The organism is Ligilactobacillus sp. JN-6 (Y).1 (genome assembly GCF_058111525.1).
In genome coordinates, this window is the sequence record NZ_CM176599.1 from 2,052,297 (window position 1) to 2,078,741 (window position 26,445).

The 26,445-nt window shown below is 38.9% G+C and carries 25 protein-coding genes and 2 other annotated features; of the genes, 23 read left to right on the top strand and 2 right to left on the bottom strand.

The window, feature by feature from the left end:
- Nucleotides 1–380: 380 nt before the first annotated feature.
- The 11 genes from AC3XNE_RS09560 to AC3XNE_RS09610 all read left to right on the top strand — a co-directional run bounded on the left by AC3XNE_RS09560 (nt 381) and on the right by AC3XNE_RS09610 (nt 10,698).
- Nucleotides 381–1,031: a hypothetical protein gene (locus tag AC3XNE_RS09560; protein ID WP_489831840.1), complete on the top strand. Its 651-nt coding sequence runs from the start codon at nt 381–383 to the stop codon at nt 1,029–1,031.
- Nucleotides 1,032–1,056: 25 nt separating this feature from the next.
- A complete protein-coding gene (locus tag AC3XNE_RS09565) occupies nt 1,057–1,827 on the top strand; it encodes a TrmH family RNA methyltransferase (RefSeq protein ID WP_489831841.1) in 771 nt (256 codons plus the stop codon).
- A gap of 120 nt (nt 1,828–1,947) precedes the next feature.
- Nucleotides 1,948–2,457, top strand: a complete 510-nt coding sequence (locus AC3XNE_RS09570; RefSeq protein ID WP_489831842.1) for an HD domain-containing protein — start codon at nt 1,948–1,950, stop codon at nt 2,455–2,457.
- Nucleotides 2,458–2,559: 102 nt separating this feature from the next.
- Entirely contained in the window at nt 2,560–2,910 is a 351-nt protein-coding gene (locus tag AC3XNE_RS09575; protein WP_489831843.1) for a winged helix-turn-helix transcriptional regulator, read from the top strand.
- A gap of 40 nt (nt 2,911–2,950) precedes the next feature.
- Nucleotides 2,951–3,181 (top strand) — a binding site (T-box leader).
- Between the two features lie 175 nt (nt 3,182–3,356).
- On the top strand, nt 3,357–4,403 hold the full coding sequence (gene pheS, locus AC3XNE_RS09580; RefSeq protein ID WP_489831844.1) for a phenylalanine--tRNA ligase subunit alpha: 1,047 nt from the start codon (nt 3,357–3,359) through the stop codon (nt 4,401–4,403).
- A 9-nt stretch (nt 4,404–4,412) separates the two neighbouring features.
- Complete coding sequence (gene pheT / locus AC3XNE_RS09585; RefSeq protein WP_489831845.1) at nt 4,413–6,827, top strand: phenylalanine--tRNA ligase subunit beta; 2,415 nt, start codon at nt 4,413–4,415, stop codon at nt 6,825–6,827.
- Between the two features lie 272 nt (nt 6,828–7,099).
- Nucleotides 7,100–8,200 (top strand): endolytic transglycosylase MltG, encoded by a 1,101-nt coding sequence (gene mltG, locus AC3XNE_RS09590; protein WP_489831846.1) that lies wholly within the window; start codon nt 7,100–7,102, stop codon nt 8,198–8,200.
- A gap of 19 nt (nt 8,201–8,219) precedes the next feature.
- Complete coding sequence (gene udk, locus AC3XNE_RS09595; RefSeq protein WP_489831847.1) at nt 8,220–8,867, top strand: uridine kinase; 648 nt, start codon at nt 8,220–8,222, stop codon at nt 8,865–8,867.
- Between the two features lie 226 nt (nt 8,868–9,093).
- Nucleotides 9,094–9,567, top strand: a complete 474-nt coding sequence (gene greA / locus AC3XNE_RS09600; RefSeq protein ID WP_489831848.1) for a transcription elongation factor GreA — start codon at nt 9,094–9,096, stop codon at nt 9,565–9,567.
- 83 nt (nt 9,568–9,650) lie between these two features.
- On the top strand, nt 9,651–10,409 hold the full coding sequence (locus AC3XNE_RS09605; RefSeq protein ID WP_489831849.1) for an NADPH-dependent oxidoreductase: 759 nt from the start codon (nt 9,651–9,653) through the stop codon (nt 10,407–10,409).
- A gap of 61 nt (nt 10,410–10,470) precedes the next feature.
- Complete coding sequence (locus AC3XNE_RS09610) at nt 10,471–10,698, top strand: hypothetical protein (RefSeq protein WP_489831850.1); 228 nt, start codon at nt 10,471–10,473, stop codon at nt 10,696–10,698.
- Between the two features lie 143 nt (nt 10,699–10,841).
- On the opposite strand, the gene AC3XNE_RS09615 is transcribed toward AC3XNE_RS09610, so the two are convergent.
- Nucleotides 10,842–11,801: a nucleoside hydrolase gene (locus AC3XNE_RS09615; protein WP_489831851.1), complete on the bottom strand. Its 960-nt coding sequence runs from the start codon at nt 11,799–11,801 to the stop codon at nt 10,842–10,844.
- Nucleotides 11,802–12,047: 246 nt separating this feature from the next.
- Here AC3XNE_RS09615 and prmA point away from each other — a divergent pair, with 246 nt between their 5' ends.
- The 7 genes from prmA (at nt 12,048) to AC3XNE_RS09650 (ending at nt 18,665) form a co-directional block, all read left to right on the top strand.
- Nucleotides 12,048–12,932, top strand: a complete 885-nt coding sequence (prmA, locus tag AC3XNE_RS09620; RefSeq protein WP_489831852.1) for a 50S ribosomal protein L11 methyltransferase — start codon at nt 12,048–12,050, stop codon at nt 12,930–12,932.
- Between the two features lie 16 nt (nt 12,933–12,948).
- A complete protein-coding gene (locus tag AC3XNE_RS09625; protein ID WP_489831853.1) occupies nt 12,949–13,722 on the top strand; it encodes a 16S rRNA (uracil(1498)-N(3))-methyltransferase in 774 nt (257 codons plus the stop codon).
- A gap of 61 nt (nt 13,723–13,783) precedes the next feature.
- Complete coding sequence (locus AC3XNE_RS09630) at nt 13,784–14,086, top strand: hypothetical protein (protein WP_489831854.1); 303 nt, start codon at nt 13,784–13,786, stop codon at nt 14,084–14,086.
- 182 nt (nt 14,087–14,268) lie between these two features.
- Nucleotides 14,269–16,503 (top strand): RelA/SpoT family protein, encoded by a 2,235-nt coding sequence (locus tag AC3XNE_RS09635; protein ID WP_489831855.1) that lies wholly within the window; start codon nt 14,269–14,271, stop codon nt 16,501–16,503.
- Nucleotides 16,504–16,528: 25 nt separating this feature from the next.
- The gene (gene dtd, locus AC3XNE_RS09640; RefSeq protein WP_489831856.1) at nt 16,529–16,975 is read left to right on the top strand and encodes a D-aminoacyl-tRNA deacylase; all 447 of its coding nucleotides are present in this window, start codon (nt 16,529–16,531) and stop codon (nt 16,973–16,975) included.
- A gap of 66 nt (nt 16,976–17,041) precedes the next feature.
- Nucleotides 17,042–17,989, top strand: coding sequence for an alpha/beta hydrolase fold domain-containing protein (locus AC3XNE_RS09645; protein WP_489831857.1), 948 nt, complete (start codon nt 17,042–17,044; stop codon nt 17,987–17,989).
- 31 nt (nt 17,990–18,020) lie between these two features.
- Nucleotides 18,021–18,665, top strand: coding sequence for an HAD-IA family hydrolase (locus tag AC3XNE_RS09650; protein ID WP_489831858.1), 645 nt, complete (start codon nt 18,021–18,023; stop codon nt 18,663–18,665).
- A 49-nt stretch (nt 18,666–18,714) separates the two neighbouring features.
- Here AC3XNE_RS09650 and AC3XNE_RS09655 read toward each other — a convergent pair whose 3' ends face one another.
- On the bottom strand, nt 18,715–19,575 hold the full coding sequence (locus AC3XNE_RS09655; protein WP_489831859.1) for an N-acetylmuramoyl-L-alanine amidase family protein: 861 nt from the start codon (nt 19,573–19,575) through the stop codon (nt 18,715–18,717).
- A gap of 191 nt (nt 19,576–19,766) precedes the next feature.
- Nucleotides 19,767–19,946, top strand: a binding site (T-box leader).
- Nucleotides 19,947–20,120: 174 nt separating this feature from the next.
- Between AC3XNE_RS09655 and hisS the strand changes: the two genes are divergently transcribed.
- The 5 genes from hisS (at nt 20,121) to AC3XNE_RS09680 (ending at nt 26,429) form a co-directional block, all read left to right on the top strand.
- Nucleotides 20,121–21,419, top strand: coding sequence for a histidine--tRNA ligase (gene hisS, locus AC3XNE_RS09660; RefSeq protein WP_489831860.1), 1,299 nt, complete (start codon nt 20,121–20,123; stop codon nt 21,417–21,419).
- A gap of 6 nt (nt 21,420–21,425) precedes the next feature.
- A complete protein-coding gene (gene aspS / locus AC3XNE_RS09665) occupies nt 21,426–23,216 on the top strand; it encodes an aspartate--tRNA ligase (protein WP_489831861.1) in 1,791 nt (596 codons plus the stop codon).
- A 187-nt stretch (nt 23,217–23,403) separates the two neighbouring features.
- Nucleotides 23,404–24,276 (top strand): YitT family protein, encoded by an 873-nt coding sequence (locus AC3XNE_RS09670; protein ID WP_489831862.1) that lies wholly within the window; start codon nt 23,404–23,406, stop codon nt 24,274–24,276.
- A gap of 106 nt (nt 24,277–24,382) precedes the next feature.
- The gene (locus AC3XNE_RS09675) at nt 24,383–25,477 is read left to right on the top strand and encodes a CDP-glycerol glycerophosphotransferase family protein (RefSeq protein ID WP_489831863.1); all 1,095 of its coding nucleotides are present in this window, start codon (nt 24,383–24,385) and stop codon (nt 25,475–25,477) included.
- 43 nt (nt 25,478–25,520) lie between these two features.
- On the top strand, nt 25,521–26,429 hold the full coding sequence (locus AC3XNE_RS09680) for a deoxyribonuclease IV (protein WP_489831864.1): 909 nt from the start codon (nt 25,521–25,523) through the stop codon (nt 26,427–26,429).
- Nucleotides 26,430–26,445 lie beyond the last annotated feature (16 nt).

Genomic DNA, 26,445 nt, shown 5'->3' on the forward strand with positions numbered 1-26,445 from the left:
TATTACTAACTATCACATAATTCAGCTGTTTCGGTGACTATGCACATATTATATATCTGTTCTTCCTGTCGCTTATTATGACAGGATTTTTTTGTGCTGATCTTCATCATAAATTTTTAATATTCATTTTTTGAAAAGGGTTGTTGTTGAATTTTCGTTATGCTATAATTATTGCGTTGACATTAAAGGCACTGCTTTTATTGACAACTATTTAATTTGTCCCCCTAAACAAATTAATACAACCCCTAAGGCCTTGCTCCAGTATTGGAGTAGGTTTTTTTTGTAGATTCGATCTACTAAAGTTAAAAAGACAGAAGCATATACGCGATGGTCTTTTACGTTGTATAATTAGTATAGGAATGAGTGAGGGGTGACCTATCGTGAATATTAAGTATCAAGCTGTTGGCAATGTGGTATATGAACTTTATATGAGTAAAAATATTGAAAAACATATCGCAAAGTCTGTTGAAAACAAAATACAGGATCCATCGTTGAGAATAGAAATTATCTCTTATCGACAACTAAAGCAAGAGGGTAAATTAAATTTATTAAATGACATCGAACCTTTGCTAAATATGCGCGGGCGCAACATGGAATTAAGTTGTTTATACTTATTACTGTATTCAAAGGATGATCAGGATAGTGGGAGGATCCGTCTTTTAGATTGTGCGCCTTTTTCAAAGCGCGGGCTAGCTTTTATTTTCCATAATCCAGGTATGTCGTTTCGAAATGAGGATGACCTACTTGACACTGCAACAAATTGTGTTGAAGCTGCTGCTAGGATCAGTGCGCATTTCTTTGCTGGCGATCTAGCGCTAAGTAAGATCCAAGCTAAAACATATCGCTCTTTTTATGCAGAAGAAAATAATTCTGTCACTGCAATTTTGCTAACGGCTGAAGAAACGGCTGCAGATACAAAATTAATCAAAGAAGTTACTAAAACCTATCAACTCCAAGTAATTACCGGCACTCAGAAAGACTTGAACGGTAAACAATGTGCAGTTTTGCGCTTTACAAAGAAGTTGTCTTAAAATATCTTAAAAGTGAGAAGATAAAATGAAATATATTCAATCAACTGGTAACCAGACAGTAAAAACATGGAAAAAATTACAAACAAAAAAGGGTAGAAAAAAGCAGGGTAAATATGTGCTGGAGGGGTGGCATTTACTAGATGAAGCTCTAAAAGCACACGAATGTATCAGTGAAATAATGGTTACTTCAGATGCTTTGGCGCAAACTCAGCAACAAAGTTTGCCTGAAGAAGTCGATATATATGAAATTTCAGACGAAGTTGCTCAACAGTTGAGTGCGACTCCAAGTCCACAAGGGATATTTGGCGTAGTTGCTATCGATGAAACAAAAGAAATGGTACCCCAAAAAATGTCTGGCGCCTGGCTTTTTTTAGACACGATCCAAGATCCTGGTAATGTTGGCACGATGGTAAGAACAGCAGATGCTGCCGGCTTTAAGGGCGTGGTATTAAGTGAAGGCTCTGTTGATATTTATCAGCCCAAACTTGTGCGTTCGATGCAGGGAAGTCAGTTTCATATAGAAGTCTTAGAAGGTGACTTATCAGCATGGATAACGGCATTTAAAAAGAATCATTTTCCAGTTTTCGGCAGTGAGCTCAATGAACAAGCTCGAAGCTATGATGAAGTTGGTCAGCATGAAGACTTTGCTTTAGTGATGGGAAATGAAGGAAATGGCGCGAGTCAAGAAATATTAGGGCAAACCTCTATGAATCTATACATTCCGCTTAAAGGGCAGGCTGAATCTTTGAATGTAGCTATGGCGGCTGGTATTTTAATGTTTGCGTTAAGATCTTGAATATTAAGAATAGCTTAACATTGTTATTTTTAGCGGTTATGATTTGCAAGTTGAAGGTTACCAGACTATGATTAGGTCATGAAAATCAATAAAATAATTAAGTGAGGTAATTTGACGAATATGATGAATGTCAAATGGAAACAAGATCCCGAATATATGAGTTATGTGGGTGAATTGTTGCAAGAGCCAGCGGTTCAAAAACTTTCTGAATATGAGCAACATCATGCTACTACGCGCCTGGATCATTGCATTAATGTTTCTTATACCAGCTATCGGATCGCTAAAAAACTACATTTGAATGCAAGAGCTACTGCTCGTGCAGGGTTATTGCATGATTTATTTTATTATGACTGGCGGACTACTAAATTTGATCGTGGTACCCATGCGTGGATCCATCCGCGGATCGCTTTAAAAAATGCTGAAAAAATTACAGACCTTAGTCCATTAGAAAAGGATATTATTATCAAGCATATGTGGGGTGCAACTGTTTGCCCTCCTAAATATCCTGAAGGTTTTATTGTCACAGCAGTCGATAAATACTCTGCATCTTCTGAATATGGTGGACATTTAGCCGATAAGGTTGAAGGAGATCTAAGGCAACGATTAAGCTTTGCAAAAGTAAGTAAATAGGAGTAAAATTGAAACAGATGCTAGAAAGCTCGAATGTTACTAATGCGGGCTTTTTGTTTACTGTAATTAATTTTGATGATTTTTGCTTGGAGGTGGATCGTTATGGCAGTAGAAGTCAAAAAGGATAGCGATTATGAGCTGTGTCCGCGTTTTGAAAAAACCTTTGGGATTCTTGGTAAGAAATGGAATGGGCTGATCATTGACGTATTATTATCTGAAGGCCCACAACGCTTCAAAGACATTGCTAATAAAGTTGATAAGTGTAGTGACCGTGTCTTAGTTGAACGCTTAAAGGAACTGGAAAGCGAAGGATTAGTTACTAAAAGTCCGTTGGAGGATAGTTGTCGTGATGTTTACCAACTGACCGAGCAAGGTGAAGATTTGGCCGGAATTATTGGTCAAGTCCACGACTGGGCAGAAAAATGGTATACTTTAGCAGATTGTACAGACTAACTTGACTATCATTTTTAATAAAGGTAAACTGGTAATAATATTTGAAACGAAGACGGAAAAAAGTAAGCTACTTGCCCATCACAGGAAGAAACGGTTAACTGAGAACGTTTTGTTGGGAAATAGTTGAAGTTCACTTCCTGAGTTGGCACTGGGAGCTATATTTTGGCGAAAAGTGTCACGGTCGGTACTGATCGTTATCAAGCTCCAAGTGTTGTTATTAGCTGTTATTAATAATAAAACAAGGGTGGTACCGCGAAGCCTCGTCCCTTTTTCAGGGACGGGGCTTTTTCGTTTTCCGAACAAATATTAGTAAATAAAAATAGCAGTTTAAGTGGTTCTTTTTTGGTCTCATCAGTAGGAATGCTGGACATTTTTTAACCGGCTGGTAAACCTGCTTTGCTGTTATTTGAATTGACGATCTTAATAATTTTAAGGAAGGAAAAATAATGAATCTAAAAAATAAACTTGAAGAACTCAAGGATAAAGGTTTAACAGAGATAAAGTCTGCTCCGGATGCCAAGAAGGTCAATGATATCCGTGTGCACCTATTAGGCAAAAAAGGACCGATCACGGAGGTCTTGCGTGGCATGCGTGACTTACCTGCAGAAGAACGTCCTAAAGTTGGCAGTTTTGCAAATAAAGTTCGGGATGAGCTCAGTGAAGCCATTGCGCAACGACGTGATGAATTAGAGATCGAACGGACTGCTGTCAAACTAGAAAAAGAAAAAATTGATGTGACTTTGCCTGGTACACCCGTAAAACAAGGACAACCACATGTGCTTGAACAAGTTATCAACCAAATTGAGAAGTTGTTTTTGGGCATGGGTTATCAAGTTGTTGATGGCCCAGAGGTCGAAGAAGACCATTATAACTTTGAAATGTTAAATTTACCTAAGGATCATCCGGCAAGAGATATGCAGGATACATTTTACATTACAAATTCAATATTAATGCGTACCCAGACATCTCCAGTTCAGGCTAGAACTATGGAAAAACATGATTTTTCTAAGGGCCCGCTGAAAATGATCTCACCTGGAAAAGTCTACCGTCGCGATACCGATGATGCTACTCACTCACATCAATTTCATCAAGTTGAAGGTCTAGTTATTGATAAGCATGTAACAATGGCTGATTTAAAAGGAACACTGCAACAATTAGCCCAACATTTATTTGGCGAAGGACGTGAGATCAGGATGCGTCCAAGCTACTTTCCGTTCACAGAGCCTTCTGCAGAAGTAGATGTTTCTTGCTTCAAGTGTGGTGGTAAAGGATGTTCAGTTTGCAAATATACAGGTTGGATAGAAACTCTTGGAGCAGGGATGGTCCATCCCAATGTTTTAAAAATGGCTGGGATCGATCCAGAAGAATATGGCGGTTTTGCTTTTGGCTTAGGGCCAGACAGGTTTGCCATGCTGAAATACGGAGTGAATGATATCCGTGAGTTTTATCTCAATGATGTTCGGTTCCTCGAACAATTTTCGCAGAAAGGTTAGGTCATCTTAATGAAAGTTTCAAAGAAATGGTTGAATGAATATGTGCCAGTTGATGACATTGACGCAAATTCTTTGGCTAATAAGATAGAATTGAGCGCCGTAGAAATTGATGATGTATCACGGTTAGAAGAAGGGCAAAAGAAAATTGTGGTTGGGCATATCAACAATTTAGTCTCTCATACTAACTCAGATCATTTGAAAATTTGTCAAGTCGATGTTGGTGAAGAAGAACCTTATCAGATCGTATGTGGAGCCCCCAATGTAGCGAGCGGCCAAAATGTGATCGTTGCTCTTCCAAACTCATGGATCGCAGGCCACAATAAAATCAAAAAGTCGAAAATGCGCGGTGAAGTTTCAATGGGTATGATCTGTTCATTACAAGAGATCGGCTTTTCTGATAGTGTTGTCCCTAAACAATACGCTGATGGGATCTATATTTTGCCGGACGATGCAGTCCCAGGAGAAGCGATCTTTTCTTATCTTGGAATGAATGAAGATGTGATCGATATTGATATAACACCTAACCGTGCTGATCTCTTAAGTATTCGTGGAGTCGCAAATGAAGTTGCAGCCCTATACGATAGGAAAGTAACTTTCCCACAACCGAATTTTTCCGAAACGAGTGAAAGTGATGTTTCTGATTATTTAACGGCTGAAGCTCCAGAAGAGCTAGCTCCAACCTATCTGATGAGGATCATTAAGGATGTTAAGGTAACAGAAAGTCCACTTTGGTTGCAAAAACGGTTATGGAATGCGGGCATTCGACCAGTCAATAATGTTGTCGATGTCACTAACTATATTTTAATGGATTACGGACAGCCATTACATTCATTCGACTACAACAAATTAAAGACCAAAAGAATCGTAGTCCGGCTTGCTGAGGCGGGTGAGGAGATCACGACTCTAGATGGTGAGAAACGTGAGTTAAATACTGATGATATTGTGATCACCAACGGTAGTGTTCCAGTCGCATTGGCAGGTACAATGGGCGGCGAAAATACACAGATCGATAGAGACTCACAGACGATCGCACTAGAATCTGCTGTTTTTGACGGCCACCGAATCCGTAAAACTGCTCGGAAAGAAAAATTACATTCTGAAGCATCACTGCGCTTCGAACGTGGGATCAACGTGGCAACTGTCAGGCAAGCTTTGGATAGCGCAGCTCAGTTGATCGCACAATTGGGAGATGGCCAAGTCGTAGCGGGTGTTGCTGGTGAAGAACGTGCAGATCAAAGCTCTAAAAAAGTAAAAATTTCACTGAACCGGATCAATCACGTTTTAGGAACAGATTTGAGTTCACAAGAAGTTAAACAAATTTTTGCTAGACTCGACTTTGGAGTGGTTGAAGATGATGAGACTTACATTGTTGAGGTTCCCGTTAGAAGATGGGATATCCAGATCGATGCAGACTTAGTCGAAGAAGTAGCTCGTTTGTACGGGTATGATAACCTGCCGGCCACATTACCGGAAGGAAAAGCCACTCCTGGTAAATATACTAAAGTTCAACAAGTAATTCGAGATACGCGTAGCTTACTGGAAAGTGCGGGACTTGATCAGGCTATCTCGTATGGGCTAACGACTCCTAAAAAAGCGCAGCGTTTCGCAATGGAGCCAGCGGTACAAACGGAGCTCGATTTTCCAATGAGTTCTGATCATACTACACTGAGAATGAATCTCCTTAGTGGATTACTGGATGATCTTGCATATAATAGTGCACGTAAAGTGGAAAATGTTGCTTTGTACGAACAAGGTCGTGTTTTCTTTAGAGATGAAGGTCATGACAAGCCTCGTGAAGTTGAACATGTGGCTGGCGCACTTACCGGGCTGTTCCATGAAGCTACTTGGAACGAAGACAAAAAGCCGGTTGATTTTTATTTGACTAAAGGTATCATAACTTTCTTACTCTCTTCTATAGGTATTACCCGAGGGGGCCGCTTTACAGCAACTGCCCAACATGAAGAAATGCACCCAGGGCGGACCGCAGACATTTATTTGAATGATGAAAAGCTGGGGTTTGTTGGTGAACTTCATCCCGGCTTGGCCAAAGAATATAAGTTGAAACGGACTTATGTTTTTGAATTAGACCTCGAAAAAATCATTGCTGCTCCTAAAAATGACCTAATATATCAGGAAATTTCAAAATATCCAACGATCACACGGGACGTTGCTTTAGCTGTTCCTAATGAAATTACAAACCAGCAGATCTTGAGTTCTATCTGGTCCAATGGTGGTCAGCATTTGGTTGATGTTTATTTGTTTGATCATTACCAAGGCGAACATATTACTAAAGGGTTCAAATCTTTAGCTTACACACTCGTTTATCAGGATAAAAATGCTACCTTAAAGGACGAAGATGTGACTGTTGAATTTGATAAGGCTATTACAAAATTGCAGAAAGAATTAGAAGTTACTGTACGTTAATTGAGTAGTGAATAATTTAACAAAACTTTAAAATATTAATTTATTGCGCCTTGTATATTGTTTATGAAACCGCGGGTTTTGGTGTGTATTTGTTAAGGTGTATCAGCATCTTGATATAATCTCACTAAAATGACTGTGGTTTTTTGGCAAACAAAGGATCAGCTCCAATTCTGAAAAATAAAACAAAAAACAAAATGGTGCTAAATCAAGGACTATATACATTAGGCCCTACGTTTGGTATACTAGTTTGGAGAGTTTTTCTAGGAGGTTAAATGTTGGATTCGAAAGGCAAAAAAAATACTTTAGCATCACGTGTGATTTGGACTGTGGTATCGATCATAGTTGTGTTGTTGGTAGTTGTAGCGGTTTCGGGCTACAGCTACTTTAAATCTGGTTTAAAGCCATTGGCACCGGGATCTAATAAAAGGATAGAAGTCAAAGTTCCAGTTGGTAGTACCAGCAAGCAGATCGGCTCGATCTTGGAAGAAAAAAAGGTCGTCAAAAGTGGTTTTGTGTTTGATTATTACGTTAAATCAAAGAAAATTGCTAATTTTAAAGCTGGATATTATGAGCTAAAACCGTCAATGACTTTGAATACAATTGCACATGACTTGCAAAAGGGTGGTTCACGCGAACCATTAAATTCGGGTCGCGTATTGATCAGAGAAGGTGTTACTGCAGAGACGATCGGGAAGGTCGTTCAACAAAGCACCCGTTTCTCGCAAAAAGATTTTTTGGAGTTGTTGAATGATGAGCAGTTTATTAGTGACCTGCAAAAGAAGTATCCTGACTTGCTTTCATCTGCTGCTAATGCTAAGAAAGTTCGTTACCGCTTAGAAGGATATTTATATCCAGCAACATATACGGTTACTAAAAAAACAACATTAAAGCAGTTAGTTGAAGAGATGGTTTCAAAAACTGACCAAGAAATGAGACCATATTATTCACAGATCAAGAAACAAAAACAAAACGTACAAAAAGTCATGACATTGGCCTCTCTAGTTGAACGTGAAGGCGATAGTGATAAAGATCGTGCTAAGATCGCTGGCGTTTTTGAAAATCGTTTAGATGAAGATATGAAGTTACAAACAGATATCTCCGTTCTCTATGCGCTGAACAAACATAAAGAGACAGTGACATACAAAGATTTAAAGGTAGACTCTCCGTATAATCTATATAAAAATGAAGGTGTTGGGCCCGGTCCGTTCAATAATCCTAGTATAGCTTCTATTAAAGCTGTATTATCTCCACAAGATAAAGATAAGGATTACTTATATTTCTTTGCTGATACAAAAACTGGTAAAGTATATTATTCCCAAACTTATCAGCAACACCAAGAGATAATCTCTAAAATAGAAAACAAAAATAACTAGGATAGGAGCTCTACACGAAATGACAGAAAAAAATACAAAAGAAAGGCCAATTATTATTGGTGTTACTGGCGGTTCTGGTAGCGGAAAAACCTCTGTTTCTCACGCAATATTTGATCAGTTGCATGGGCATTCGATACTCATGTTGGAACAAGATTCTTATTACCGCGATCAAAGTGATATGAGCCTTGACGAAAGACGAGCGGTTAATTACGATCATCCTGCGGCTTTTGATACTGATCTATTGATCGACCAGTTATCAAAATTAGCACACTGGGAATCAATCGATAAACCTATGTATGATTATTCAACTTTTACTCGTAGTGATATGACTGAGCGAGTAGATCCACGCGAAGTCATCATTTTAGAAGGGATCTTTGTTTTAAGTGATCCGACATTGCGTGATTTGCTGGACATTAAGGTTTTTGTTGATACTGACGATGATATCCGGATCATTCGTCGGATCCAACGGGATATGAAAGAACGTGGCCGTTCATTGCAATCAGTGATCGACCAATATCTGAAGACTGTTAAACCAATGTATCATCAATTTATAGAACCAACTAAGCGCTATGCAGACGTTATTGTTCCCGAGGGTGGAGAAAATAAAGTGGCGATCGACCTTCTAGTAACAAAAATTAGGGATATCATTCGTGAGGCCCAAAAGTAAAAAAGCGACCAAGTGCACAAACGGCATGCAATTTGCGGTTTGTGTTTTCTTTTAATGATAGTCTGTACTGAGATTGTTAGACTTGCAAAATATTTTAAATTGAATTAGGATATATTTTTGTTATACTAATTTAGGCGTTGGATACCAACGTTTAAGATAAGTGGTACAGTAGGTTTTAAAAACAATAAGAATAATTATAAAATTTTGAATTGAAGGGATTTTTAGAATGGCTGAAGAAAAGACATTTCCAATGACATTGGAAGGTAAAAATAAGTTAGAAGCAGAATTAGAAGATTTAAAAACGAACAAAAGGTCAGAAGTCATTGATCGTATTAAAGTTGCACGTTCTTTTGGCGATTTGTCAGAAAATTCTGAATATGAATCAGCGAAAGATGAACAATCCTTCGTTGAAGGGCGGATCAAAGAAATTGACCACATGTTAAACTATGCCGAGATCATCGACAGTGAATCAATTGATAAAAATGAGGTTGCTGTTGGTAAAGAAGTTACTTTTCAAGAAGATGATGATGAGCCTGAAACGTACCAGATAGTTGGTGCTGCTGAAGCTGATCCATTTGAAGGTAAGATCTCAAATGATTCCCCGATCGCTAAGGGCTTGATCGGACATAAATTAGGCGAACAAGTTGAGATCGAAACACCAGCTGGGAAAATGTCAGTTAAGATCGTTGAAGTGAAATAAATAGTTTTAAAGTCATAAAAAACAAGTCATTTGTTGCTTATAAATGGTTTGTTTTTTTAATTTCTTGAGGAAGTGTAAATAAGTTGACTGATAAGAATAATCAAATTAAAGATCTGTTGCTAAACAGGCGGACGATCAGAGCCTTTAAGGATCGATCATTGTCAAAAGAAACGATTGAATTGTTAATGGAAACGGCTAGGCAGACTGCTACTTCGTCGTTTTTACAACAATCTTCGGTAATACACGTAACTGATTTGGAAAAAAGGAAAAGGATCAGGAATATTTGCCAACAAGAATATGTTGGTGCAAACGGAGATTTATTTATTTTTATAGTTGATCTTTATCGTAACCAACAGATCAGGAAGCATCATGGCAAAGATGACGGCCGTCTGCATAATACGGATGTCTTTTTTCAAGCATACGATGATACTGTACTGGCAATACAAAATGTTGCTGATATGGCTGAAAGTTTAGGCTTGGGAACCGTATTTTTGGGGAGCATCGTAAATGATTCTGCAAAAATGGTAGAAATTTTAAATCTTCCTCAACTAACTTTTCCGATTTTGGGGCTGCAGGTGGGAGTGCCTGACCAACAACCTCAGTTAAAGCCGCGTATACCACTGGATTTCAAAATATTTGAAAACGAATATAGTTACACTCCGGACTTTGCGGAGTTAGACAAATATGATGCTATCGTTCAGACGTATTATGATCTGCGTGATACTAATCGAAGGATCGATTCATTTTCTGAGCAAGTCAATTCTGCTAAATTGGATCATAAAGTCACGAAACGTGATGAGGTTTTGACTACCTTGCATCAGCAGGGATTGTGTTTGCATTAAAAAAAGTCTTTATCATCAAACTCAGCTTGAGTAGGGTGATAAAGACTTTTTATTTTAAAGGATGAAGACAAAAACACACGAAAAAATAATTACTAACAAATTTAAACCAGACAGCCAGACGGAATTGGAAGCAGGTCCGACCCTGTATTTCAAATTACGTAAACAAAGGATCAAAAACACTAGTGAACTGATCAAAAGTAGTAAGAAAATTGTTTTAATTGATGCAAAGATCTCTACTAGTGCAAGAGAAATTATCAACAACCAGTTACGAAAATTCCTATACCAATAAATTTGGCCAAAAAATGCTCGTTTATACGAAAAGTTTCTTTGCCTAACCAAATGCAAAAATTTATTTGTAGTTAGTAACAACCAAACGATGAATAAAAAAATTCCAACATACTTCCAAATCATCCAGCCACCTGCTTTATTTAACTAATTATTTTTGAATAGTGTCGTCAATTTCGTCATAAATTCTTGGACAAACCGATCTTTGTCTACGTTGAGCGCAACTTGTGTTTGAGTAGCGGGATCATTGATCCTTGTCTCATCACCAATAGTTCGACCAGCATATTGTTCTTGGGTGTCAACTTTCATATTTAGATAGATAGTTGACACTAGGTCAGGCTCAACCGCAACGGCGACTGCCAATGGATCGTGCAAGGCACAACCTCCTAAGTGGGGACTGGTTACTTTGTATGCGTCAATGTAGAAGTCGACGATATCAGCATATTTTTCGCCAGCAACAGTTTCTAGATCACGCCATTGCTGCGTTTCTTTGATAGTTAAGAGAGTCCGCGTAGTAACATCGAGGCCAACCATGGTTAATGGGAGCGAACTCCGAAAAACTCGGTCGGCAGCTTCTGGATCTTGATTGATATTAGCCTCAGTCACTGGAGTTACATTACCTGGAACAGTCAGTGCCCCACCCATTAAAGAAACTTTGCCTATCAGATTTGAAATTTCGGGGTCTTTGTTTAACGCTGCGGCTAGATTGGTCAATGGCCCAGTCGGAACTAGTATCAAATCTTTTTTGTATTGATGTGCAGCTGAGATGAGAAAATCAATGCCTGAACCATTTTCTACTTTCCTGTCAGCTTGTTTCAAAGAAACTTCTCCAACGCCGTTGACACCATGGATCTGTGCACTAACAGGCATCACTTCAAAATGTTCCGTAGTTGAAGAATGATCGGCTCCCATGTAAACGGGTACTTCTGGATGCCCCAATAATTCTAAAAGGTCGAGACTATTTTGTACCCCTCGTGAAGTAACTACATTACCGTATGAACCGATTATACCGATCAGGTCGACCTCAGGTGTAGCCAAAGCGTAAGCGATTGCTAAAGCATCATCGATCCCTGTATCTAGATCCAAGATCATTTTATATTTTGCCATCTGATCCACTCCTCATATTGTTAAAATAACTGTTCTTACATTTAAGTGTAGCAAAAAAAAGAGGCTTGCAATTAATTTTGCAGTATTTGTGTAAATATTATTGTGTTTTACCGTTTTTCGTTTATATTGGGTCAAGAGAAAAGCTAGCAGTTGTTTGTGCAAAAGTAATGATATTCCTGTAAAATGGTTGAGGTAAGCAAATATATTAAAATGGGATCTAATTGATAGTGAAAGGGAGAATATAGTTTGAAATGGACAAAATTTTATGTTCGTTGCACGATTCAAACACAAGAAGCGGTCAGTAATTATTTGCTGGAAAATGGCGCTGGCGGTATTGAAGTCGATGACAGTCTCACCGCAGAAAAGGTTCTTTTATCAACTTATTTTACAGATGAAGAAGTAATTGCGCCGCTTACTAAAAAAGTGCAGCATTTTCTTGAGGGCTTGAAAGAATATGGCTTAGATCCTGGTACATATCAGGTCGGTTCCGAGACTTTAGATGACAGTCAGTGGTCTAATGAGTGGAAAAAATATTATCATTCACGCCGGATCAGTCGTCATTTAGCCATCGCGCCTAGTTGGGAAGATGGTGAGAAATTCGATGACATGACGAAGGTGATTTATTTGGATCCTGGAAAGTCATTTGGGACAGGAACACATCCAACAACGATCCTTGCTTTACATGCTTTGGAAGCGGCGGTGACTGGTCAAGAAAAGATGATCGATGTGGGGACAGGCTCAGGAGTTCTGAGTATAGCTGCTAAATACCTAGGTGTGGATCAAATTGATGCCTATGATGTTGATGATGAATCTATCAAAGCGGCCGAAGAAAATTTTGTTTTTAATGCAGTCGCCACTGGGATCAACTTAAAGAAGAATAGTTTACTGGACGGAGTATCTGGTAAGGTAGAACTAATAGTCGCAAATATTTTGGCCGAGATCATCGTACCGCTTGTTCCCCAAGCTGCGCAGCATTTAAGTCCAAGTGGGACATTGATACTGTCAGGTATCATTGAAGATAAATTATCTTTGATCAAGGAAACCTTAAAAGCTAATGGTTTTTTGATCGAAGAAATATTAAATATGAAAGACTGGTATGGAATTATTGCTACCATACCACAAGATGAATAAGTAGTAGGAGACTAATATGCAACGTTATTTTGTAAAAGAAAATATCACTGACGAAGAATTTGTATTAACTGATGAGGTATTCCATCATGCTGTTGATGTTATGCGCAACAAAGTTGCAGATCAATTTGAAGTCGTTGGTCCTGATCAACAGGTCAAAGTTGTTGAGTTGATCTCTGTGGAAAATGATAGTGCACGTGGTAAAAGTGTGGGGCATCTTGACGATGATCCTGAGTTGCCTCTTCAAGTTACCATTGTTTGTGGGATCTCTAAAGGTGATAAAACAGAAAAGATCGTTCAAAAGGGGACAGAACTTGGAGCAGCGAGATTTATTTTTTATAATGCTGAGAGATCTGTGGCCCAGTGGAATGAAAAGAAAGCTGCTAAAAAATTATTGCGACTGCAAAAAATCTCTCAAGGAGCTTCAGAACAGTCTCACAGGACGCAGATCCCTGAGGTTTTGTTTGCCAAAGATTTGGATGACGTTATGCAAAATATTTCTGCGGAGGATTACCGAGTTGTGGCATATGAGGAATCTGCTAAACAGGGTGAAACTGGACAATTAGCGCTTATTTTGCAAAATATTCACAGCAAAATCAAAGCTTGTGGGAATAGTAGACAGCTAGCGCTAGCTGCTTTTTTCGGCCCCGAAGGTGGATTTTCAAAGCAAGAGATCACATTTTTAAATCAGCAAAACGTGTCGACTATCGGTTTAGGGCCGCGGATAATGCGGGCAGAAACCGCGCCTTTATATCTGTTGGCTGCACTTTCTTTTAAATTAGAATTAGAGTAAAATACTAACTAACAAATTTTGAAAAGCGGTGTCTTTTATGAATGTCAAAGGACTTTTTACAATGAAAACACTTTGGTGTGTGGCGTTTGGAGCAGTTTTTTCGTTTATCATTCCAATTATTGGCACAACGTTGGACTTGAATGATATTATGAAGCTGGGATTTATTTTATTAGGTACGAATGTGGTTTATGCGATCATCTTAGGTCTCTACGCTGGAGCTAAGGGGTCTTCATGGCTTGTACTTTTAATTTTTCCATTGTTGTATTTAATTGGATACAGATATTTCTTTGATAGTTATGCGTTATATTTTACGCTGGTCTATCTTTGTTTAACTTATCTTTCCTATGGGATCACCAAAGATTGAGAGTAGTTGCACGTTTGTTTATCATTAGTAGACATACGTGCTTTTATTTTAAAAAAAGTTATTAATTTGCGGGCTTAAAAACATTTTTCTGCTAGCTGATTTGGTAATAGAACTGCTAGTTATAATGAACTTTAACTTTTAAGCGTTCTTTATTTTATAAGTTTATTTTGGGGTGAATAATTATGGAAAAAGAAACAATTTGGAGCGCAGAAGACGTGCTCGCTATGTGTCGGGACTATATGAATCAAGAACATGTTGCTCTGGTTCAAAAAGCATGTGTTTTTGCGACGTATGTTCATAAAGAACAAGTTAGAAAATCAGGAGAACCTTATATTATTCATCCGATCCAAGTAGCTGGGATCTTGGCAGATTTAAAAATGGACCCAGCTACTGTTTGTGCGGGCTTCTTGCACGATGTTGTCGAAGATACCGAGGTCACTTTGGGTGATGTCGGTGAGCTTTTTGGTAAAGATGTTCAAATTATTGTGGATGGCGTGACCAAGCTCAGCAAGATCAAGTATATTTCCCACCAGGAAGCTCAGGCCGAAAACCATCGTAAATTGTTGTTGGCTATGTCACAAGATCTGCGGGTGATCATCGTTAAATTGGCGGACCGTTTGCATAACATGAGAACTCTTAGTCACTTGCGTTCAGACAAACAACGGCGGATAGCCAATGAAACACTGGAGATCTATGCTCCATTGGCTGATCGTTTAGGTATTAGTACCATAAAATGGGAATTAGAAGATACATCTTTAAGATACTTGAATCCGCAACAATATTATCGCATAGTGCATCTGATGAATTCTAAGCGAACTGAACGAGTAAAGTATATTGATCAAGTGATCGAACAAATCAAAAAAGCTATCGCTGATCTAGACTTAAACTGTGAAATATACGGCCGTCCTAAGCACATTTATTCGATCTACCGTAAAATGCGGGATCAGCATAAACAGTTTGAACAGATCTATGATCTGATCGCTATTCGTGTGGTAGTCGAATCTATTAAAGATTGTTACGCTGTTTTAGGTGCTATCCACACGCGATGGAAGCCAATGCCAGGCCGTTTTAAAGATTACATTGCGATGCCAAAGGCAAATATGTATCAATCATTGCATACAACTGTTTTAGGCCCAGCAGGCCGGCCTTTTGAGGTTCAGATCCGTACGGAAGAAATGCATCAAGTCGCTGAATATGGTATTGCTGCTCATTGGGCATATAAAGAAGGCAAAAAAGATGCAGTTAATTCAACAGATACTGGCGATAAACTAAATTTTTTCAAGGAAATCTTAGAATTTCAAAATGAGTCAGAAGATGCCAGTGATTTTATGGAAAGTGTCAAGGGCGATCTTTTTTCTGATAGGGTATACGTCTTTACACCAAAAGGCGATGTACTTGAGCTTCCTAAAGGTTCGGTCCCACTTGATATGGCTTATTCGATCCATACAGAGATCGGAAACCATACCACCGGTGCTAAAGTCAACGGTAAGATCGTACCACTAAACTATCAAATTAAAAATGGTGACATTGTTGATATTTTGACTTCTCAAAATTCTGCAGGTCCAAGCCAGGATTGGCTTGACTTAGTTCATACTAATAAGGCGCGAAATAAAATTAGGCGTTTCTTTAAGCAGCGAGACCGGGATGAAAATATTGAGACTGGACGTGACATCTTGCAAGATGCACTAGTCGATGCAGGTTTTGATCCGCATGAGGTCCTAAATGATAAAAATATCGAACGTGTTTTAGGAAAAAAACATTTTAAAACAGCTGATGATCTTTATGCGGCGCTCGGTTTCGGGGAACTGACTCCGATCGGTGTGGTAAACGTCTTAGTTGAAAATATTAGGCAGGAACAGGAAGAAAAGAAGCGTCAGCAGCAAGAAAAAGAGCTGCTTGAAGAACACAAGTCGATCAATAATGAAAATAAGAGTAACCCTAAATCAAAGAAATCTACTAGTAAGGAAGACAGCGTGGTTATTGCAGGGATCGACAATATGTTGGTCCGTTTAAGTCACTGTTGTAATCCGGTGCCCGGAGATGATATTGTTGGGTATATTACTAAGGGCCGCGGTGTTTCAGTGCATCGGGTCGATTGCCCAAATGTGAAAAATGAAGAGAAGAACGGGACAAGATTGATCGATGTGTCTTGGAACAATATTCCTGAAGAACATCCATTTTATGATACAGACTTAGAGATCGAAGGTTATAAGCGTTCTGGACTTTTAAATGACATCTTGCAAATGGTCAATAACTCAACTAAAAACTTGAATTCGGTAAATGGTAGGGTCGACAATAATAAAATGGCGATTATCAGCATTACAGTAGGAGTCCGCAATAATACTGAATTGGAACGCTTGATCGATAATATTAAGCGGGTCCCAGATGTGTATGTTGTTAAAAGAGTGATCCATTAAAAATGTTTTGAAGGGAATGTTATTTTTGCGAGTAGTCGTGCAAAGAAGTAAGAATGCTCAAGTTGAGATCAACGAAAAAGTTATTGGTCAAATCAGCCAAGGACTTGTTTTGTTGGTTGGTTTTACCAAGGGTGATGGACAAAAGGAAATTGACTATTGTGCCAATAAGATTGCTAAACTGCGAGTCTTTAGCGATTCTGAGGGGAAAATGAATCAAAGTCTATCTCAGGTCGGCGGCAGCGTTTTATCCGTTTCGCAATTTACATTATATGCAGATACAAGAAAGGGAAACCGACCGGGTTTTTCAAAAGCACAGGATCCAGATATTGCCAGCAAAAACTATGAACTGTTCAATGAATGTTTGCGTGATCTTGGTTTGACAGTCGAGACAGGAGTTTTTGGAGCTGATATGCAAGTTAATTTACAAAATGATGGCCCCGTCACAATTATTTATGACACTGCTGAAATTTGAACAAAGTGTCGGTTAATAATAATGGCCTGTTGAAAAGAACAGAATTCAAGGTAAAGGAGTAATATTATGGCTTTAATTTCTTTAGAACCGGAAGCCCGTGAAATTTGTGAACGTGCTAGTGAAAAAGTTTTTGTTCCAACTACGATCACGATCAATGTGATCAGGAAAAGACTGGCCCTTGAACAAAAGTCACCAGTTTATGTACACCCAACCAATGTCGCGTGCGAAACTTTTGATCTCGGTTCCGAACTTGGACAAGTCAAAGTACATCTTCTTTTTCCCGTCGATGTTAAACCAGGTGAACGTTTACCAGTTGTCTTTTATATTCATGGAGGGCAATTCATCTCTGGGGATGAACTTAGTTACCATAAGTTAGTGAGCGAATTGACTGCAAGAAGTCGAGTTTGTTTAATTTTTCCTGAATATAGTTTGGCTCCTGAGTCTCATGTTCCAATACAACAAAAGCAATTATTGGCTGTTTTTAAGAAGTTGCCGGAGCTTGCGAAGAAATATGGGTTGGATCTTGAGCGGTTAATTATAGGTGGTGACGACACTGGCGGCGGTCTAGCGGTTTCTTTGGGCCTTCAAAAAGAAGTACAAGAGCTTAATATTTATAAAATGTTTTTATTTTATCCGATCGTCAACTATAATTTTGATACTTTCTCATACGTTAGTTTTGCTGGTGGCTATTATTTAACGCGAGAACAAATGAAATGGGCTTGGGATCAATATCTAGGCCCTGATTTGGATAGTAGAAAAAAATTATCGTCACCTTTATTAGCACCACAAGCCGAGATAGCATTATTGCCTGAGACTTTGATCATTACCGCAGAAGCTGATGTTGTACGTGATGAAGGAGAGTCACTTGCTAGAAAGATCCGTGATGCTCACGTTAAGTCTGCTCAAATTAGAGTTCAAGGGACTATTCATGATTTTGTATTGAAGAACAAATTAGATAAAACGAATGCTTGTCGTTTGGCAATGAATGTTGCCGTTGATTGGATCAAACCGTGAATTCAAATTTTTATGTGAAGGAGAAAATCTAATGCGATACCAAAATTTTTTCTGGGATTTTGACGGCACACTGTATGACACCTATCAAATTATGCCGCTGGCTTATTACGAAGCGTGGGGTGATGAGGGCTATTGTGTTTCTCAAGCTGAGGCTTATCGCATGATGCGCGTAGGATCATTGGGGCAAACTTTTAAATACCATCAAGAAAAATATGATGTTTCTTTAGCGAAACTTGCTGAGATCAAAGGGAAGTATGAAGTCAGTGAAAGCAATTATTTTTCAAAAGTTAAAAAGTTTGCTGGCGCAACAGAGATACTAAAACAAGTCACCGATGCAGGCGGACAAAACTTTTTACTAACTCATCGGTCAAGTGGAGCCATTGAACTATTAGAACGTGGTAATTTAACTCAATTTATTTCTGGAAGTGTTACTGGACAAGACAGTTTCCCACGCAAGCCTGACCCGCTCTCGTTGAATTATTTGTTAGATAAATTTGCGATCGAGCGTTCAACTGCGGTCATGGTTGGTGATCGTAGTTTAGATATCGAAGCCGGGCATAATGCCAGAATTGCGGGGGCATTGTTTGACCCAGACGGGTTGATGACTGAACAAAAGGTCAATGCCGAACTTAAAGTGCATTCATTAAAAGAGTTAAACAAATACGTTGGGCAGTAGAAAAAATTTTTTGATAAAAAAGGGCTTTGCGCATCCAGTGCGAAAGTCCTTATTTTTCGTCGCGGTGAAAATACTTGGTCAAACCGTCGACTATCTGACTAGTAGTTTTATTTTCATAGCTGCGCGCTGTTATCCTGTCAAAATCGCGCTCAGAGTTAATGTAGCCCATTTCAAGCAAAATTGCAGGGCGAGTATTGTCTCGAATAACTAGAAAGTCACCAACATCTACCCCGCGATTGTCTAAGCCAAGCTGACTAAATTGTTGGTTCACCACATTTGCTAGCTTGAGAGAGTTTTTATTATAGTAATAAGTCGTGTAACCAGATGCAATGTTTTTCTTTGGAGCAGAATCAAAATGAAAGCTGATGAAAGCATCTGCATGGACTTGCTCAGCTAGCAGTGGACGTTCGTTTAAGCCGACAGTTGAATCGTTGTCGCGAGTCAGATAAACTTTTGCACCTTTTGCACGCAATTTTCTAGCAGCCTGTTTTGCATAACGTAAAGTATATTTCTTCTCATCTTTATTGGAGTTTGACACGGCGCCGGAATCTCCGCCACCGTGTCCGGGATCAAGGACTATCGTCGCATTTGATATAGAAGTGATCGGATTTTTATAAGCGGACGAAACTACCCAATCTGCGACCCAACCAAATTTATTATCATCTGTTTTAACATACAACCAGTGATATTTTGCTTTGATGACCTTTAACCTTGTGCCTTTTTCTAAAGAGGTTTTATCTTTATATTCTATTCCTGGGCCCTTTCTGATAAAGGCCTGAGTTGTTTGAATCTCAACTTGCTTAAAGTAAGCTGTTGTGCGATAAAATAATACCCCAACTAGAGTTAAAATAATTAAAGCCAAAATGATTTTATTTAATGGGATACGTTGCCCGTGATTATTTTCTTGCATCAGTTCCACCATCCACTTAGTTACCTGTTCATTATTTGCACAGATATAATTATACAAGACTTCATAGTTTTTTTCAGAAAAAGCTGACGAATTTTTTGATTATTTCATTTTACACCAGGAGACTTTAATTGGTTTCACCGGAAAATTAAGGAAATATCTTGATTTTACTTATTATTGTTTGTACAATAAAAAAAAAGCCGTTGATGAAGACTAGTAATTTTTGAAGAACTTGTCAGAGAACGGACGCTAGCTGAGATGTCCGTCAAGTCCAATAAATGAAGACACTTTTAAGGTGTATGGTAACATACCGTGTGCAGCGTTATTGCAAAGTAATAAATTAAGGTGGTACCGTGCATAACTGCGCCCTTGTTCAAGTAAATAACTTGGCAAGGGCTTTTTTAGTGAGATTAATTATTAATATATGTTTTCGATGCATTGTTTCTGAAAAAATGTGTCAAAAACATAATTTCACACTGTAATAAAATGGCATATTGGTCAAAGGTAAATCAACTGCGATACTTGGTTTTATAATGAGGAGGAGTATTATGAAATATCAACGTCCAAAAGGCACGGCGGATATTTTGCCAAATGAAGCGCGAAAATGGGCAGCAATCGAAAGCAGAGCTCGTGAAGTCTTTAAGAAATACCGTTATCAAGAAATGCGGACACCTATATTTGAAAGTTTTGACGTTTTTTCCCGAACATCTGGTGAAACTTCGGACATTGTTACTAAAGAAATGTATGATTTTTATGATAAAGGTGATCGCCATATTACTTTACGGCCTGAAGGAACAGCCGGCATCGTTAGGGCTTATGTAGAAAATAAATTATATGGTCCCGAAGTACAAAAGCCTTTTAAAACTTTTTATATGGGCCCAATGTTTAGATATGAACGTCCTCAATCTGGCAGGTTACGTCAGTTCCATCAAATCGGAGTCGAGGCCTTTGGTGCAGATGCAGCTGCTTTAGATGTAGAAGTTATCTCACTCGCAATGGCCTTGCTAAATAGTGTAGGTCTGCATAGTTTGAAATTGAGTTTGAACACTTTGGGAGATAATGAATCACGGCAAAATTATCGGCAAGCGCTGATCGATTTTTTGGAGCCGCATGAAGCAGAGCTGTCTGCAGATTCACAGGAAAGATTGCATAAAAATCCGCTACGTGTGCTGGACAGTAAGGATGATAATGATAAAAAAATAGTCGCAGACGCGCCATCGATCTTAGATTATTTAACGCCTGAAGCAAGCAAACATTTTGCATCAGTTAAACGCTACTTGGAAGCCCTTAAGATCCCGTATGAAATAGATTCAAATATGGTCCGTGGTCTCGATTATTATAACCATACTATTTTTGAAGTCATGTCCGATTCCAAGGCGTTTGGAGGTAAGTGGACCACTGTTTGTGCAGGTGGTCGTTATAATGGCTTGGTTGAACAGTTAGGCGGTCCAGATACATCTGGCATCGGTTTTGGGTTAGGGGTCGAACGTTTATTGTTGATCTTGGAAGCCGAAGGGATCGAATTAAATGAACAAAGCGATCTTGACGTCTATGTAGTCGGTATCGGCGAACAAGCAGATCTCGAAACTTTGAAGCTGGTACAGTCATTGAGACAGCAAGGCTTTAGTGCCGAACGTGATTATTTGAATAAAAAACCTAAAGGACAATTTAAAGCAGCAAGTAAGGCAAATGCTGCTTATACTTTGACCATTGGACAAGAAGAATTAGAGGAGCAAAAAGCTAATTTGAAGAATATGAAAGATGGTCACCAAGAATCAGTGTCCTTGCGCCAAATTTATACTAACTTTGGCAAAGCTAGGCAAGATTTAGATGAAAAGGAGAACTAATTAGCTATGAAAAGAACAACGTACGCAGGCTCAGTAGATGAGTCGTATTTAGGCAAGGAAGTTGTTTTAAAAGGATGGGTTCAAAAAAGAAGGGACCTTGGAAACTTGATTTTTATCGATCTTAGGGACCGCAAGGGGATCGTTCAGCTTGTGTTTAGCCAGGAATTCGATACTGATGCTTTAGCTGCTGCAGATACCTTGCGTAATGAATTTGTGATCGAAGCGGTGGGAAAAGTTGTGCCTCGTGCAGATGGAGCGATTAATCCAGATATGAAAACTGGTAAGATCGAAGTTGAAGTTCATCAGGTCAATATTTTGAATAAAGCTAAAACCCCGCCATTTTACATTCAAGATGACATTAATGCCTCTGACGATCTGCGGTTGAAATATCGTTATCTTGATCTACGTCGCCCTGAAATGCAGCGCGGCTTATTGATCAGAAATCGGATCACTCAGGCGGTCCATCGTTATTTGGATAGCAACGAATTTGTGGATATTGAGACACCTTACTTGACTAAATCTACACCAGAAGGAGCTCGTGATTACTTAGTGCCATCACGTGTTTATCCAGGTCATTTTTATGCATTACCGCAGTCACCACAATTGTTTAAACAATTACTGATGGGTGCTGGATTTGATCGCTATTATCAAATTGCGCGTTGTTTTCGAGACGAAGACCTTCGTGGAGATCGGCAACCTGAATTTACTCAGATCGACCTTGAAATGTCCTTCATGACTGCCGAAGAAATTCAAGAAATGACAGAAGGACTCTTGAAGGCTGTTATGAAAGAAGCAGTCGCTTTTGAGCTCAAGACTCCGATCCCTCGGATCACGTGGAACGAAGCAATGGACCGATTTGGTTCAGATAAACCTGATATTCGCTTTGCTATGGAATTGCATGATATGTCTGAAGTAGTTAAGGGGGCAGGCTTCAAAGTTTTCGATTCAGTTTTAGAAAGCGGTGGCCAAGTCAAAGCGATCGCCGTTCCTGGTGGAGCAGATAAATATTCACGTAAGCAAATCGATGGTAAACAAGATTATATCAAACGCTTCGGTGCGAAGGGTTTGGCTTGGGTCAAAGTCACTGCTGATGGTCTGCAAGGGCCGATCGCTAAATTTTTCAAAAATAAAGCGGATAGTATCATGAATGCGGCTGAAGCAAAAGAAGGCGACTTGATCTTATTTGTTGCTGATAAACGTCAAGTCGTTGCCGACTCATTGGGTTACTTGCGTACATCGATCGCCAAGGAAATGGATATGATCAATGAATCGGCTTTTGCCTTTATTTGGGTAGTGGATTGGCCTTTGTTCGAATATAGTGAAGATTTTGGTCGGTATATTGCAGCTCATCATCCATTTACAATGCCAAATGAGGAGGATCTTGAATTATTAAAAACTGACCCGCATAAATGTCACGCACAAAGTTATGACATTGTGTTGAATGGTTATGAGTTAGGTGGCGGGTCGATCCGTATCCACCGCCGTGATATTCAAGAGCAAATGTTTAAAGCATTAGATTTTACTAAAGAAAAAGCTGAAGAACAGTTTGGTTGGTTCATGGAAGCTCTTGATTATGGTTTCCCACCACATGGTGGTTTAGCGTTAGGTTTGGATCGTTTTGCGATGTTGTTAGCTGGTAAAGATAACATTCGCGAAGTTATCGCCTATCCAAAGAATTCTAAGGCATCAGAACCACTGACTAATGCTCCAAGTTTTGTTTCGGATAAGCAACTGGCTGAATTATACCTCAAGCCAGAGCTCCCAGTTGATGCAAAGGTCAATAAGTCCGAAGAATAATTTTTATTAAGCCTGCTTTGGCGATTTAAGGCAGGTTTTTTTACATTTAGCAACAGTTGAAAACAGAGCAAAATAAAGCAAGACAGGAGATGGCTTGGTAATTTTTATACTAGATTGTTATAATTAAAGTGTTATATTTAGAAGAATGGAATAGCCAATAAATAAGCAAAAGGGGAAACACAAGTAAATGGATGAGCTGCAGCGGATATGGAAAAGGCATGCCTATGTTATGAGGGCATCAACTGCTTTTATGTACGGAATAATAGTTTCGGTGGCAATGAATTTTTTTTGGACACCGGGACATATCTATTCGTCCGGGATCACGGGGTTAGCCCAATTACTAGCGACCATTAGTAAAAATAATTCGATCCCATTAACAACAGCGTTTTGGCTATTTGCTTTAAACGTTCCTTTATTTGGTATAGCTTGGAAACAGATCGGCCATCGCTTCAGTATTTTTACGTTTTTGGCTGTTATTTTTTCTAGTATCATGATCAAGGTAATGCATCCCATAAATTTAACAAGTGACCCGATTATCTGTGCGATCTTCGGTGGAGCTGTGAACGGATTTGGCACAGGACTGGCCTTAAAAAATGGTATTTCGACAGGTGGTTTAGACATTTTAGGGCTTGTGATCAAGAAACATACCGGTAAGTCCATCGGTACGATCAACATGGTATTTAATGGCTTCATTGTTGTGGCAGCAGGCTTTATGTTTGGGTGGCCCTACGCATTTTATTCCGCTTTAGGTTTGTTCGTTAACGCTAAAGTAATGGATATGGTTTACACACGACAAAAAAAGATGCAGGTCATGATCGTAACTTCGTCCCCAAACAGTGTGATCGAGTCTATACAAAATAGATTAAGACGTGGGGTTACCATCGTTCATGGGGCTGAAGGTGCATACAAACACGATGCGAAGACGATTTTATTTACCGTTATCTCGCGTTATGAACAACCTGAGTTACAACGTGCTATGCACGAAGCTGATCCCCATGCTTTTGTTAGTATCGCTGAAGATGTGCATATTATGGGTCATTTTTATGAACCGGACCTTTAGATCGGAGATGTGTTCTTAATAAATGTTAAAAACTATTTATTTGTGGCTGGTATCGTTTTGTTCAAGGTTATTTTTCAAAAACAACTCGGGACAAGTTGTTTACCTAATGAGTTTTTCTGGTAACGAAGATTTTATTGTTCATTTGGCTCAGCGAGTTGAACAAGAACCAGGAGATAAGTTGCTTGTACTTTACCGTGAAAATTGCACTACCAGTGTGCAGAAATTACAAGATCACGATATTGAATGTATTGAGTTTTCAGATGACTTCCATTTCTTGTTACATCAACTGAAAAACGTGGTTCAAGCCAAATTGATTTTTGCAGATAATTATTATGCCTTTTTAGGTGGCTGTAAATTTGACCATCAGCGAACACGGATCGTTCAAATATGGCACGCTAATGGAGCTGTTAAAACTTTTGGCTGGGAGGAACCAAGGACAAAAGAGAGATCAGCCAGTGCTAAAAGACGTTTTCAAAAAGTCTATGACCAATTTGATGATTTTATAGTCGGTTCTGATAAGATGGGTGAAGTCTTTTGCAACAGTTATCATCAACCAGGGGAGAAGATGAAAGTTTTAGGTTATCCCCGTACAGACTTTTGGTTTGCAAATGAAAAAAAAGCGCAAAGGAGAAAACAAATATTATCTCAACATCCCGAGTTAGAGAAAAAAGAAGTGATCTTATATGCACCTACCTACCGTGAAACTGCTGCTGGTGAAACGTATTTCACTTTACCGCAAGATTTTGTTGCGATGTTATCAGCTTTAAATGATAAGCAAGTTATGCTAATAAAATTGCATCCACATTTGAAAGCAGCTACTGCTCAATTAAAAGAGCAGCATTTACCCCATGTTGTCTGGATCGATGACTTTACTACTGATGATTTATTATTGGTAAGTCAACGTTTGGTAACAGATTATTCTTCTGTGATATTTGACTATACTCTCTTAGAAAACGCACAACAGCTGATCTTTTATTGTTATGATTTCGAAAAATATGCCCAGGTAGTTGGTATCCAAAAAGATTTTAACGAATGGATCCCGGGTCCGCTTGTTTCTAATGCTCGCGACTTGCAAAAACTTTTAGAAGTTCCGCTCTCTTTAACGTCAGCTGATTTTAGTGTTTTTAATTATCTATGGAATAAGGCAAATGATGGTAACGCCGTATCTCATGTGTTAAAAAACTATTTCTTCGGAAATTAAATATTTGTGGATCATATTTTACGGTTATGTAAGGAGGCTTATTATGTTATTAGGGTGTCATGTTAATATGCGCGGGCAAGAAATGTTATTAGGGTCTGCAAAACAAGCTGTCAGTTATGGGGCTAATACATTCATGATCTATACAGGTGCTCCGCAAAATACTAGACGTAAAGAAATTAGTCAAATGAATATCCCCGCTGCTCACCAATATATGAAAGAGCAAGGGATCTCAAATATTGTTGTTCATGCTCCCTATATAGTCAATCTGGGAAATACCACTAAACCAGAAAAGTTCGATTTTGCGGTCCAATTTTTACGAGATGAGATCAAAAGAGCAGCAGCATTAGGTGCCAAGCAGATCACCTTACATCCTGGTAGTCATGTTGGTGCCGGTGCTGATGCTGCGATCAAGAGTATTGCTAAGGGTTTAGACGAGGCAATTTTACCAGAAGATGATGTGCAGATAGCATTAGAGACGATGGCAGGAAAGGGAACAGAAGTTGGCAAGACTTTCGAAGAGTTGGCGAAAATTATCGATCGAAGTCAAATGAATGACCGCTTGTCGGTGACACTTGATACTTGTCATACCAATGATGCAGGTTATGATATCAAACATAATTTTTCTGGCGTTTTGAAAGAATTTGATCAAGTGATCGGATTAGACAGACTAAAGGTTGTTCATGTCAATGATTCTACAAATGAGCGTGGTGCACATAAGGATCGCCATGAGAATATCGGCTGCGGAAAGATCGGCTTTCTTGCATTAAATAATGTAGTTCATCATCCACAATTGAAAGGGATCCCTAAGATTTTAGAAACACCTTTTGTTGGTCCTGATAAAAAGCATAAATTTGCACCTTATGGCTATGAGATCAAAATGCTGCAAGAGGGAAAATTTGAACCTCAGTTAAAAGAGTTGATCTCACAGAATCAAGGAATAGTGCAGAAATAAAAAAACGAGCTTTAAC

What these genes read in the sequence shown, in the direction of transcription:
- AC3XNE_RS09650 (WP_489831858.1), top strand. Translation starts at nt 18,021, where the DNA reads ATGCGATACCAAAATTTTTTCTGGGATTTTGACGGCACACTGTATGAC.
- AC3XNE_RS09670 (WP_489831862.1), top strand. Translation starts at nt 23,404, where the DNA reads ATGGATGAGCTGCAGCGGATATGGAAAAGGCATGCCTATGTTATGAGG.
- AC3XNE_RS09675 (WP_489831863.1), top strand. Translation starts at nt 24,383, where the DNA reads ATGAGTTTTTCTGGTAACGAAGATTTTATTGTTCATTTGGCTCAGCGA.
- udk (WP_489831847.1), top strand. Translation starts at nt 8,220, where the DNA reads ATGACAGAAAAAAATACAAAAGAAAGGCCAATTATTATTGGTGTTACT.
- pheT (WP_489831845.1), top strand. Translation starts at nt 4,413, where the DNA reads ATGAAAGTTTCAAAGAAATGGTTGAATGAATATGTGCCAGTTGATGAC.
- hisS (WP_489831860.1), top strand. Translation starts at nt 20,121, where the DNA reads ATGAAATATCAACGTCCAAAAGGCACGGCGGATATTTTGCCAAATGAA.
- aspS (WP_489831861.1), top strand. Translation starts at nt 21,426, where the DNA reads ATGAAAAGAACAACGTACGCAGGCTCAGTAGATGAGTCGTATTTAGGC.
- AC3XNE_RS09635 (WP_489831855.1), top strand. Translation starts at nt 14,269, where the DNA reads ATGGAAAAAGAAACAATTTGGAGCGCAGAAGACGTGCTCGCTATGTGT.
- AC3XNE_RS09615 (WP_489831851.1), bottom strand. Translation starts at nt 11,801, where the DNA reads ATGGCAAAATATAAAATGATCTTGGATCTAGATACAGGGATCGATGAT.
- pheS (WP_489831844.1), top strand. Translation starts at nt 3,357, where the DNA reads ATGAATCTAAAAAATAAACTTGAAGAACTCAAGGATAAAGGTTTAACA.
- AC3XNE_RS09625 (WP_489831853.1), top strand. Translation starts at nt 12,949, where the DNA reads ATGCAACGTTATTTTGTAAAAGAAAATATCACTGACGAAGAATTTGTA.
- greA (WP_489831848.1), top strand. Translation starts at nt 9,094, where the DNA reads ATGGCTGAAGAAAAGACATTTCCAATGACATTGGAAGGTAAAAATAAG.
- AC3XNE_RS09630 (WP_489831854.1), top strand. Translation starts at nt 13,784, where the DNA reads ATGAAAACACTTTGGTGTGTGGCGTTTGGAGCAGTTTTTTCGTTTATC.
- AC3XNE_RS09655 (WP_489831859.1), bottom strand. Translation starts at nt 19,575, where the DNA reads ATGCAAGAAAATAATCACGGGCAACGTATCCCATTAAATAAAATCATT.
- AC3XNE_RS09575 (WP_489831843.1), top strand. Translation starts at nt 2,560, where the DNA reads ATGGCAGTAGAAGTCAAAAAGGATAGCGATTATGAGCTGTGTCCGCGT.
- AC3XNE_RS09610 (WP_489831850.1), top strand. Translation starts at nt 10,471, where the DNA reads ATGAAGACAAAAACACACGAAAAAATAATTACTAACAAATTTAAACCA.
- AC3XNE_RS09680 (WP_489831864.1), top strand. Translation starts at nt 25,521, where the DNA reads ATGTTATTAGGGTGTCATGTTAATATGCGCGGGCAAGAAATGTTATTA.
- mltG (WP_489831846.1), top strand. Translation starts at nt 7,100, where the DNA reads ATGTTGGATTCGAAAGGCAAAAAAAATACTTTAGCATCACGTGTGATT.
- AC3XNE_RS09645 (WP_489831857.1), top strand. Translation starts at nt 17,042, where the DNA reads ATGGCTTTAATTTCTTTAGAACCGGAAGCCCGTGAAATTTGTGAACGT.
- AC3XNE_RS09565 (WP_489831841.1), top strand. Translation starts at nt 1,057, where the DNA reads ATGAAATATATTCAATCAACTGGTAACCAGACAGTAAAAACATGGAAA.
- AC3XNE_RS09570 (WP_489831842.1), top strand. Translation starts at nt 1,948, where the DNA reads ATGATGAATGTCAAATGGAAACAAGATCCCGAATATATGAGTTATGTG.